10 protein-coding genes are annotated in these 11,547 nt (G+C 59.2%); 6 read left to right on the top strand and 4 right to left on the bottom strand.

What is annotated here, in order from left to right:
• The first annotated feature begins 100 nt into the window (after positions 1-100).
• The 6 genes from EJ078_RS10710 (at position 101) to EJ078_RS10685 (ending at position 4,715) form a co-directional block, all read left to right on the top strand.
• The gene (locus EJ078_RS10710; RefSeq protein ID WP_208721442.1) at positions 101-646 is read left to right on the top strand and encodes a hypothetical protein; all 546 of its coding nucleotides are present in this window, start codon (positions 101-103) and stop codon (positions 644-646) included.
• An 87-nt stretch (positions 647-733) separates the two neighbouring features.
• Positions 734-1,726 carry a hypothetical protein gene (locus tag EJ078_RS10705; RefSeq protein WP_208721440.1) on the top strand — a complete coding sequence of 331 codons (993 nt, stop codon included), beginning with the start codon at positions 734-736 and terminating at the stop codon, positions 1,724-1,726.
• Between the two features lie 94 nt (positions 1,727-1,820).
• Positions 1,821-2,456, top strand: coding sequence for a hypothetical protein (locus tag EJ078_RS10700; protein ID WP_208721439.1), 636 nt, complete (start codon positions 1,821-1,823; stop codon positions 2,454-2,456).
• A 9-nt stretch (positions 2,457-2,465) separates the two neighbouring features.
• A complete protein-coding gene (locus tag EJ078_RS10695) occupies positions 2,466-3,227 on the top strand; it encodes a hypothetical protein (protein WP_208721437.1) in 762 nt (253 codons plus the stop codon).
• A gap of 13 nt (positions 3,228-3,240) precedes the next feature.
• The gene (locus tag EJ078_RS10690; RefSeq protein ID WP_208721435.1) at positions 3,241-3,996 is read left to right on the top strand and encodes a nucleotidyltransferase; all 756 of its coding nucleotides are present in this window, start codon (positions 3,241-3,243) and stop codon (positions 3,994-3,996) included.
• A complete protein-coding gene (locus tag EJ078_RS10685; protein WP_208721433.1) occupies positions 3,993-4,715 on the top strand; it encodes a DUF6602 domain-containing protein in 723 nt (240 codons plus the stop codon). The genes EJ078_RS10690 and EJ078_RS10685 overlap by 4 nt, the downstream gene beginning before the upstream one ends.
• A gap of 372 nt (positions 4,716-5,087) precedes the next feature.
• Here the strand turns inward: EJ078_RS10685 and EJ078_RS10680 are convergent, their stop codons facing one another.
• The 4 genes from EJ078_RS10680 to EJ078_RS10665 all read right to left on the bottom strand — a co-directional run bounded on the left by EJ078_RS10680 (position 5,088) and on the right by EJ078_RS10665 (position 11,342).
• Entirely contained in the window at positions 5,088-7,955 is a 2,868-nt protein-coding gene (locus EJ078_RS10680; RefSeq protein ID WP_245459197.1) for a DNA methyltransferase, read from the bottom strand.
• A gap of 201 nt (positions 7,956-8,156) precedes the next feature.
• Positions 8,157-9,788 carry a DUF927 domain-containing protein gene (locus EJ078_RS10675; RefSeq protein WP_208721431.1) on the bottom strand — a complete coding sequence of 544 codons (1,632 nt, stop codon included), beginning with the start codon at positions 9,786-9,788 and terminating at the stop codon, positions 8,157-8,159.
• A gap of 111 nt (positions 9,789-9,899) precedes the next feature.
• Positions 9,900-10,808 carry a hypothetical protein gene (locus EJ078_RS10670; RefSeq protein WP_208721429.1) on the bottom strand — a complete coding sequence of 303 codons (909 nt, stop codon included), beginning with the start codon at positions 10,806-10,808 and terminating at the stop codon, positions 9,900-9,902.
• Between the two features lie 84 nt (positions 10,809-10,892).
• Entirely contained in the window at positions 10,893-11,342 is a 450-nt protein-coding gene (locus tag EJ078_RS10665; protein ID WP_208721427.1) for a hypothetical protein, read from the bottom strand.
• Positions 11,343-11,547: the final 205 nt, after the last annotated feature.

Below are 11,547 nucleotides of genomic sequence, written 5' to 3'. Positions count from 1 at the left end.
AGGTCGCCGGACGCTTGGGGACAACGTCCGCGAGGCCAGGATAGTCGAGGCCGCCGAGAAATCCTTCCAGCGCGGCGTTGGCGAGAAGGCGGTCGAGCGCATGCTGTTCGACTACGCGCGGGACAACGCCATGCTCGGGTCGCTGGCGTTCGCCGTCGCCATCCGGGACGCCGCGAGCCGGGACCTTTCCGATCTCGAGTACGGCGACTGCTACCTATGTGCCATGTTCTGCCTGGCATCGGAGATCAGTGGTTCCAACGTTCAGCCAGACCTGATAGCCGGACTGTTCGAGCGGTTCGATAGGGACGTCGAATTTCTGGTTTTCGCCAACGACAGCTCCATCGCAGACCTGACCAGTGACGGAGCCGAGCGCTTCGGACAGTACCGCGAACACCCGGACGCCATCCTCCCGCAGGCCTACCTACACCTGCTCGCGCAGGTCGTCAGGCGCCGCCGACAAGGCCACGAAACTCCGTACGCCGATCTCGATCCGATGGTCATGGCCGACCCGATCCTGCTGGCTAGCCTGGAACAGGCATGGGAGGGCCGGGCTTCGAAGGTCGTCGCTCAATGGAAGCGCGTCGTCGAGCAGGTACAGATCGAAGCGGAAGACCAGGATCAGGAGTTCTGGCCAGATGTCGATTGACCTCGACTCATCGTCCTGCCGCACTGCTGAAGGTCCGCCTTACGACTGGGGCTTGCGGAACTGGGCGGTCGCGCATTTCATGACCGCATGACTGATTCGACGACGAACGGAGAGAACGCGAGAGCCTACCTGGACAGCCTGAGGCGCGGGGACCTGTCGGCGCTGCTCCTGCACGCCCATATCGACTACGGCGTGCTAGGCTCTTCTGGGGAGGGCGTCGTCGTCGTCCGCGTCCCGCAGCCTTTCGTCGAGGCCCTGGCTGCCCTCCCGCAGAGGGATCGCAAGCGCATCGCCGAGGCCGTCCTCAGCCGACGCGATCTGCGCGTCCCGGAGGACATCGTCGTCAAGCAGACCGGCGACCCGATGGAAGGCCCGGCGACGCTGCTCCCTGACCTCATCATCCACCGTGAGATGATGATCGCGGTGGCGACCGGAGGGCAGTCGATCCAGGACGTGGACGACTACTACGGCGCACGCCAGGCGCGCCTTGTCCAAGGATGCGCGGCGGCCGGTATCAAGTACGAAAACCCGCATGACAGCCTGTGGGACTGGTATAACCACTGGAAGGCGCAGGGCTGGGGCACATATGCTGAGCGGCGGGAGTATGTCAGGAAGCTGTTCTCCGGCCCTATGACGGCAGCCGTAATAAGGGTGAACAACCCCAGCCCCGTCACCGAGCGCGAACCGACTGGCTGGGAACGTGTGGACCGTTCTCTCGCGAAGGCCCGTACGCAGTTATCGATGGCATCGGCGGAGGAGGACTGGCAGGCGGTGGGGCTGGTGTGCCGAGAGGTGCTCATCAGCCTCGGGCAAGCCGTCTTCGTCGAAGGGGTCCACGAGAGCGCCGACGGGGTGAAACCGAGCCAGACCGACGCGAAGAGGATGCTCGAGGCATACGTGCGCCACGAGCTTCCGGGGGAAGGCTATAAGGAGGTCCGGGCACATGCGCGGGCGGCGGTCGACCTCGCCGTCCACCTCCAGCACCGCAGGACCGCGACGCGTCAATTGGCTGCCCTCTGCCTCGAAGCGACCTCCTCCGCGGTCGCAGTGGTAGCCATAATCGCTAGGCGCGCGGCATGACGCAAGAGACAAAGGTCAACTGACTTGCCGTGAATGCATGAGGTTGTAGTGTGACGCGGGGATCGGCATCATCGTCGCCATGGGGACGTCAATTTTGAAAAGAATTGCATACGCGCTGCTTGCCGTGTTGGCATCCAGCATTCCTTCGACTGCGACGGAAACAGCCAAGGTCAAACCATCCCTGTCGACTATTTCGTACTCTTTCGACGGCATCACGGCGAAGCTTCGGATTGAACTATACAACGACAAACCGATGGTCCCAGATCAGCTTGGGATCGTGGAACTTGCATGCGCACGTGACCGCAACTCGATCGAGGTGTCGCTTGATACCGAAAAGATTCCGGAGATCAGTGCTGGTAAGCCAGGATGGCTCCAGGTCGCGGACAAAGCATTCCCAGCCAAGGTTATCGGGCCGTCGACGAAAGCCTATCCTACGGATGGAATCCTTGGCATAGTCAAAGCCTTTTACGACGATACCTACAAAGGCCTGAGGTTTTCGATCTTCGAAGGCAGGGATGCCTTTGTGGTCGATCCCGACAAAACCATGATCGCGAAAACCGCCTTAGACGCACTCAAGAAGGCTGACGGGGCTGTCGCCTCGACAACGGTTTACGTGGGGCTGCCCTTCGTTCGGTCTCCGTATGGCGAGAGCACGGAGAGCATCGACGACAACGAATTAAAGAGGGAGTTGGCGTCATTCCACCAGACTTGTTCGATCTGGTGGAGGTGAATTCGGACGATGATCAACTTCAATCGGCAGACCATCATCCCCGCCGTCACGCTGGCTCTCGCGTCATGCATGTCGTCCGCCCACGCGGCCACCGATCCGGCGACAGCCTCCGGCGACTTCGTTTGGAGCGGCTGGCCGCTTGCCATCCTGACGGCGATAGGCACGGCAGCATTGACGACGGGAGGTACTGTCGCGGTCACTTATTACGGTCACCGATGGACGGTCGTCAGGGACACGGAGGAAGAGCGCGAGCGGCACGCCACCTATGTCGCCGCGCGCGTCGTCTGCATGCTGGACCCGTTCGTGCTTCGCTGCGTTGACGTGATCCATGACCAGGGCGAGTACGTCGACGACGAATTGATCCCGCAGGTCGACGCCCCGGGACTGGAATTCCCGGCCGACCTCGACTGGAAAACGCTGGACGCGGCCCTCATGTACCGCACCCTGTCCCTGCCCAACGAGATCGCGGTGGCCGACAGCACGATAGTCGCATTCGCGCAGCACTCAGGGCCGCCGAACTGGGACGAGGTCTGGGAGGAAAGGCGCTACCAGTACGGCCGCGTCGGTCTCTGCGCCCTTGATCTCGCCGCCGACCTGCGGCGACGCTATGGGTTGGCCCCGCCTGACCATAGCCGCTGGGACCCGCGAGACACGCTCGACATTGCCTTCACTAACGAGGATGTCAGGCGCAAGAAAGCGAGCGAAAGCGTCAAGAACATGATCGCAAACGCGGACAGGAAAAAGGCGGCCGCCCAGTCGGACCCGCTATAGGGATCGAAACCGGATGAGCGACGCCTATCTGCAGGGAATACTGGCCCGCGAGGCCGTCGATACGGGACTTTCCTCGCCTGTGAGAGGCGTTCAGGCAGCCTTGATGCCTGTGATTTCAGGGTGGGCGGGCAACAAGCTGCTTTCGGTGAACCCGAGCGGGTCTTTCGCGAAGGGAACCGCCAACCACAGCGGCACAGATATCGACCTGTTTATTTCGCTTTCAGAAGACACCGCCGAAACGCTGCAGCAGATATACGAATTGCTGTTCAAGAAGCTGACGGCGGTCGGCTACGCGCCCAAGCGCCAAAATGTTTCCATCAACATCCGGGTTAATGGCTACGATGTGGACCTAGTTCCCGCGAAGCGGCAGAACTCGCTATCGAGCGATCACAGCCTGTATCGCCGCCGCGCCAATACCTGGACGAAAACCAATGTTCAGACACATATCGCGACCGTCTGGGCAGGCGGCCGCCAGCAGGAGTCGCGCCTTATTAAGCTGTGGCGAGACCAGAAGGGCCTCGATTTCCCGTCCTTCTATGTCGAGTTGGCCGTGATCGAGGCGCTGCGCAACACCAACCACGCTACCCTGAGCGAACGGGTACTCGCGTGCCTCATATATCTCCGCGACCGCTTGCCGAACGCCCGGTTCGTCGATCCGGCCAACACCAACAACGTAATTTCGGACGACCTGACCGCCGCTGAGAAACAAAGGATCAGCGCCGCCGCAGCGCAGGCGATCAACGGTACATGGGGGCAGTTTGTCAAATGAGCGGATGGTCGCTGCATGAATTGCTCGCCGGGCTCCACGACAAGGTCGAGCAGAGCTTGAATCAGGCGCGCAAATCGTTCGCCCATCCCGGCACGAAGGGCGACGCGAGCGAAGCCGTCTGGGTCGATCTGCTGAACACTTATCTGCCGAAGCGATATCAGGTGGACACCGCTCATGTCGTCGATAATCACGGCTCGTTCAGCCAGCAGATCGATGTCGTCATCTACGACCGGCAGTACACGCCTTTAATCTTCGAGATGCACGGCATCAAGATCATCCCGGCCGAAAGTGTCTATGCTATCTTTGAGGCGAAACAGACGCTCAACGCGATGTATGTGGGCTATGCCCGCGACAAGGCAGCCAGTGTCCGCAAGCTTGATCGGACCAGTCTGGCGGTTCCATGGCTCGGCGGAAAGGCCGAGGCTAAGAAACCACACCACATTCTCAGCGGCATCCTCACATTCGAAAGCGACTGGAGCCCGCCCATGGGCAAAACCATGACGGACCTCCTCGACAGCGCCCCGGATGAAAGTCTGCTAGATATCGGATGCGTGGCCGCGCACGGCTGGTTCGGCCGCAGCGTAGACGGGCAGACGGCAGTGACGACAGGCGGCAAGCCCGCTACTGCCTTCCTGATGGAACTGATCGCCCGGCTGCAGGAGATTGGAACCGTTCCCATGATCGACGTCCGGGCCTATGCGCGGTGGTTGATTGAATAACGCAAGATCCGGCGACTAGGATGATCGGGGGTGACGGGGTGGCGGAGACCAGTGGTGTCGGGCGCTGCGGAATGCTTTTCCTGTTTTGCGACAAATCACCTTAAGCGAGTGCCGTCCCGGCTGCGCGCTCCATCGAAAACACAGATGGAGAGGCACAATGCAGCTATCGATTAAGCATCACTGGGACAACGTAGCCTTCAATACCTTCCTCACGGACTTCGCCTCGCGGCGGACTACTAAGCCAGCGGCCGGACGCCCCGCTAGGCGATACGGCCCGTCATCCCGGGGTGTGACGCCCCTTCTGCCACGGCGCGGCGCTCGATCCGGAGAGGGTCCAGGGCCGCCTGGCCATGGAAGGGCCCCTGCGACTGGTCACGACTTCGAGCGTTGCAAATTCAGGTCCAGGAGACGCGCCAGAATTTCCTCGTCCGGAAGATGGGCGGGCCAGCCGTACGCCTTGGCAACGGCGGCGTCGAGCGCGTTGTGTGCATTGTCCAACCAGGCGGGCCGCTCATTGTATAAGTTGGTTAGAGTTCGTCCGGCAAGTTCCTGAGCAGAGGCTTGATCCTTCGGTAGCAGGCGGTCGGGAAAGCCTGGGACGATCTCGGGCACCTTCGTCACCTGGTCCACTGGATTGAGATATGCACAGCGCAATTCATTGAGCCTGGCCGCCGCTTTTTCAATCGCCGCCGCCGATTGTAGCGCTCGCGAGAACGGAACCGGATCGGCGGGGGTCATTCCCTTCGGGAAGGGAAAGGTAGCGAACGTGCTGGTGTGCGTGTATCGCGGCCGATCCTCCAGATCGGACCCCTTGCGGAGAGACCACACTGTATGAAAGCGGCTTTGGAGCAGGCCGAACATCAGATCGTCTTCCCGAGGGATCACGATCAGGTTTTTGTCGGGAAGTACGGGATAGGAAAGCCAGATAAAAATTCGATGCGAGGCCGTTTCGGCGGTCACGATGTAACGGCTTAGTTGCTCAATCCGGGCGCGCATTTCGGGTCGCGGCCGCCAGGGCTGCCACCATGGATAACTTTCGCTTGTGCTACCGCTGGCTTCCCGCAGTTGCTCAACTGTTTTGCCATCTTCATCCAGTGTCGAGGCAATGTAATTGAAGGGCCTCACAAACAAGGCAGCGTCCGCCTTGTTCAGCCCAAGAGGGAGGTCGATAAACCATACGTCGCGGGGTCGGCTGGTGAGGTCGTCGCCATTCCAATAGGGCTTCAGCACTTCAGAGTTGCGCCGTCCATTGGGGTTCGACGGTTCTTTCATCCAAGTTCTGGCAACTGCGCCCGGTACGTCGAACGGGCCGCTTTTCTGGATGCCGAGGAATGCCCCATCCTTGTTCTCCGGGAGCGCTTTGGCTGCTGTCAGATCAAGGCCGGTTGTCAGATCAGGATTGATCCCATTTACAACGCGGCCATCGAGTCTTGTCGGCCGGTCGTTGACCTGGCCGAAGCAAATCAGGGATACGTCCACCGCTGCGCCGTCCACCGTCCATTGCTCTTCGCTCCAGGCTTCAAAAATCTGGGTCGTCGCTGCAATGCGGTGCAAGACGGGAAGGTTCGTGTTTTTTCTGATCGAGTTTGTCGCCACGAGACCTGCCCTGGCCGCTGTTCCCGCCTCGATTGCCGCCCGGGCATTTTCAAACCAGTAGCAAACGAGATCGGTAAAGCCTGGCAGTTGTTTGTCATAGGCGCTGCGGATAGCATCCGTCGTCTCGACGCCAAGGCGGCGTTTCATGAGCTTGGCACCGAGGAAGGGCGGGTTTCCGATAATCACATCCACTGACGGCCACGCGGCGGCCGTGCCATCAGGATTCAGGATAGCATCCCGGCATTCGATATTGTTAAGTTGTTTGAGAACGGGCTTTCGGTCAACGTCAAACCCGTTCTTTCGCATCCACTGAATTTCCCCGATCCACACGGTGACGCGTGCCAGCTCGGCGGCGTAAGGATTTAGCTCTATGCCGCTCACTGCTCGAGGCCCGACGGTCGGAAACTGGCGTCCAAAGCCCATGGCTTCCGCGTCGAGGTTGACGCGGTGTTCAAGGTCCTTAAGCCCCAACAGGGCAAGATAGAGAAAGTTTCCCGAGCCGCAGGCGGGATCGAGGACGCGGAATTGCCGCAGGCGCTCAAGAAAGCCCCCTAAAAGATCGCGCTTGCGCTTCTCTGAAGTACGGGGCTTCTCGATCGCCGATTTTACGATTTCCCATTCCCGCCACAACGGATCGAGAATGACTGGCCGGACGATCATCATAATCTTTTCGGGATCGGTATAGTGCGCGCCGAGCTGGCTTCGCTTGGCAGGATCCAGCCCGCGCTCGAACAACGTGCCGAAAATCGAGGGGTCGATGTCCGACCAATCCAGGGCTGCGGCCTCGCCGATCGTTTTCAGGTCGTCGCGGGTGAGAGGCAGGGCGGAGGAATTGTCGAACAGCCCGCCATTGAACCATTCGATTTCATCGATTCCGAAAAGCCCGCCCGCCCGCATGGCCCCGAACAATTGTTCCAGGAGGCCCTGGGCGATGTCGGGCCGGTGGAAGGCCTTGTCGAGCAACTGACTAAAAAGCTGCCGGGGCAGGAGATTGATGTCCTCGGCGAACATGCAGAAAACAAGCCTATTGACGAAGTGCGCCACCTGGTGGGGATCGTGTCCCCGCTCATGAAGGCGGATAGCCAACCCCGCGAATTTGTCGGCGGCTTGCCGCGTCAGGGCGTCGATCGTCTTCAACGGCTTCAGCCGCTCGGGATCGGTGAAAACCCACCGTAAAAGGTCGCGTTTGCCCGCGTCCTTCAAGTCCTCAAGCTGGATCGTGTGGACCTCGGAAACGGTGTTCGTCCAGTTTGTATGGACAACGAACCGGTCCATATCGGACACGACCAGGAGCGGGGGGTTTTCCAGGGCGACGGCATATTGCTGCAATTGGGCATAGGCAGCGGTCAGATCCTTCCGCTTTCCTTTGTATTCCCAGCCGAAGTGCCCGCGCTTCCATACGTCGGCCCAGCCTTCCCCGCCTGCGGTTTTCGAGGCACCGCGTTCGAAACAATACCAATCGCCTTTCTGATCGACATCCGTGGGCTTTTCGACCCCGAGTACGTCGCAAAGGTCATTGAAATGGGACTGGGAAGCCGACCGCTCCTTGAGGGTCGAATCCTTCCACTTGGCGATGAATTTTTCGGGCGTCATGCCGTTCGTGTAGCCTTTGCATGTTGATTCGTCGAACGGTTTGGATTGCATAACGGGGGCTGTTTATTCGTATATTATTTTTGGATTGTAAATTTTGGACGTTTGCACTTCGGAAAGGCAGTAGAATTTGCTTCAGCCCGGCGATGCCCTTTCATTGCGCTCATGGCGTGAATTCCCGGCCTCGGCCGGACCCGTGGCTCAACGTGGCGCGTTTGAACCATGTACCCGCTATCCCGCTCCCGAGACCAGCTCTCACAGCGTAATGCAATAAACCCTTTGACCACTCAACGGCACAAACGTCGGCGCTTTGATTGAGAGCTTCGGGTTCTTGCCGCCTTCGGATTTCAGCTTACCAGCAGCTCTAAGCCGCTGAAGAACGAGGTGGCAGTCCGGACCCAATGCGCGCTGTAAGTTCTTGGTGGGGACATAGTAAGTCACCATTTTCTTGACGGTCTTGCGATACGCAAATGGCGGCCCCAACATAAGAAGGCCGACACCTGCGCTCAGGTCTTTTGTCCTGTCCGCGTTCTTCTCGATCACTGATCGAGTGCGCTTCAACGCCCACTTGATGTCCTTCGGTTCGGGCGCGGCCGTCGTTGAGCTGGCTAGATCGAAAATAGTTCGCACGGCCTTGGCAACCGACTGCTCAAAAGCAGGAAGCGCTCCCCATTTGCGGGCGAGCCGACCTGCGGCATAGGTGAGAGCAAAGGTGTTGACGACGCGGGCGGGTGCCTTGCTGGATGGAATCCAGGACCGAAATTCGTCGACGAACAGCCTAATTTGTTCCCGAAGAGCGTCCGCCCCGTTATCCTTGATTTGCTTTGCCACAGCTGTCACGAACTTGCGCCCCGCTGTGCCATACTGCTGATTGCAGAACTCCCTCAGCTTGTTCATGGCCTCCAGCGGGTCCGAGAACCCCTCGGGACAGACCTTCATGATCTTACCTTCAAACGCAATGGTGCAGGTACGGCTTCCTACGGCAGCAACAGTATCAGCTGCAGCCTTCATTGCGTCCTTCGATGCTTCGTTCGCTGTTGTTAGAAGGGCCACCCTGACGCCTTTGTCCGGTTCCTTCCCCGGCCTGCGTCGGCCCGAAGACGATGAGTGTTTGAACGCCATCTTGCCTGACGACTTGAGCGACGCGTCCATTTCATTTTGCTCGTCAAGGAAAAGCATCGAATCGCGGCGGGGCCTTCGTAGGTCGTCGAATGACATCTCGCTAAAGTTGAAACTATCGCCACCTCCCACGTCGCTGGTCGGGTCTCCTGCGTAGACGCTCGTCGCCAGGATCGCGAATGTGGTTTTCCCGCACTCCGGTTCCCCTACAAGCTCGACAGAAGGGTTGACGATGTAAGAAGGGGCAAAACGCAACAGCGGGCCAACGAAAGCGTAGCTCAGCAAAAAGGTCGCCAGTCGTTCGCCGCCAACGATCTTTTCGACCCCGGTCTTCCATGCCGCAAGCTCCCCAACCGGCGTAAACCGACCGTCAGGTTCGAAGGTGATCAGAATTTCGCTGTCGAGGCCGTCTTCTCGGATGAGCGTACCGTCGCCGAACACGTAGATGTTGTCATTCACCCAGCCCGGGCTGCTGGCCACAAGAGCTTCGCGTATGGTCGGATATTCATCCAACGCAGCCAACATTGCCTCTTGGGGTTTGCGCGAATGAAAGCCGAATCCGCTTTTCACCAGAGCGCCGAAGACCTTCCTCGGGTTATCGAAGAGATCTTCGGCCGAGAACCACAGCGCGATGTTATCCGTCCCGTAGCGATAGTGGATACGGCCATCTTGGTCACGCACCTTGTCGAGAATGCGCGGACCATTTGCTAATTGTTCAGTCCGCCTTTTTTGCTGATTTGCGTGGATCTCTTGCTCCGGATTTCCCACCTTACCACCTTTCCCACCTGTTTTGTGAGCCTCGCCTAAATCGGGGTTCGGCGTCACTCGTCACCAATTGCAGTTATCAAGAGCGAAGCTCTTCCATACCCATTGAAGCCTTCAACCACGCCCCCGACGTCGTCTTCCGAGGAATTCGCGAACCAGCTCGCGCAAATCGGCGGTCATGAACTGCTTCATCAAACCCGGCTGAAAGCCCCTGAGGATCATGAGTTCGGCCATGCCGTGCTGCGCGTACCATGCAAGCCATTCGGCGCGCTCGGATGCCTGCATCCGGTTGCGCTGCCGACCTTGGTTGCCGCGGCTATCCTCGTAGCCGGACCGTTCTTCAGGTTCGAACTTCGAAAAGTACAAGCCAGAGCCCCCGCTATGGTAGACCGGCTCAATTTTAGAGCTGTGGCGAGGGCGACGGGGAACCACCGCCGATAGCTCCTCGTACGTCGGACCCTCGATGATCATATGGACATGGGGCTCGAAGAGCCGTGCACCGTCCTCTTCGATCAGCGACACCTCCACGATGCCGAAGATCTTGGAAGCGACCCCACGCTCCTTCAGCCCCCGATGGATCGTGCTGACCATCCTCAGGGCGGCCGTCGGCCGAAACTGGTCAAGTGATCCAACCGGCTGCCGGTGGGCGATCTTAGCCAGCGCGACGGTGTGCACATTCTCGCCGTCGGCGAACAGCGGTGCGATTTTCGTCAGGACCGTCAGCCGGGCGCGGAAGCGCTCATAGACGCAGGCGGCGCTTTTCGCCGGACCGTGGTGGAGGCTGTCGAAACCCTGATGGATGGCAGACTTGTACGTGCGAACGTCGAGACCAGCGGCCCTAACGTCATCGACGGCGTTGGCCTGCTTCGTTGCCAGCCCGGCAACGGAAAACCTTGCAAAGGATGCATTGCCCTTATGGCGACGCCCGGCCGCCTTTGCCGCAGCCGCCGCTTCCGGCACGATGGCCTTCAGCCGATCGCGAATATCAAGCTCGTGGTCGTAGATGAATTGGGAGATCGTCATTTGGCGTCCGATCAGACAGGGACGGGAAGACCCAATGGGCAAAAAAGGACCGGCGATCAGTCAGGTCGCCGGTCCTCTTAGTAGCTATTGGGGATAGGGAATCCTGGCGTGCAGACGGACCTGATGTATGCGCTCAAACTCCGGCGTTCCGATCAAATACACATCCCCGCCTTCCCTCTTGACAGTAAGAAGGTTGGAAAGACCACCCGCCACCAACAAGCGAAGAAATCCAATGAGCGAAGTGCTTTTCGTGCCCTCGGAAATCATCATCGAGACGACCATTACATACATGTGGGCGAGGTGGCGATTATAAGAAACGATGCCCATTGCGCCGCCGAACGACGTCTCGGGATAGACTAGGCTCTCCATGAGGTCGTCTGCATCAGGCAAGCGGAAGGAGTAATCCTCCGCCAAGGACGTCTCCATCATGCAGATATTTTCATAGGCCCTCGTGGTGACGAACGTCTCGTCGGTCGAGACAACTTCGGTCAGGACCATTTCTAAAGCAGGCCCGATATCGGTAATTTCTTCCATATAACGTCTCCGAATTTTGCGCATGGCTACGCCTCACCCAACCTTTACAGGGCTAGGCTTTTGCCGGTGCAGTTCTGGTGTAGGAAACAGCCGGATATCCCGGCCGAAGCGCTGTTTAGTGAGTCTGTGCCATCTGGCCCTCCGTTGATCGAGGTCGCTCAGATGGCACAGATGGCGGCTAGGGTGGTGGCTGTCGGCAGGTACT

The organism is Mesorhizobium sp. M1A.F.Ca.IN.022.06.1.1 (assembly GCF_003952605.1).
Classification (GTDB): Bacteria; Pseudomonadota; Alphaproteobacteria; order Rhizobiales; family Rhizobiaceae; genus Mesorhizobium.
This window is presented reverse-complemented; position numbering and strand designations above follow the sequence as displayed.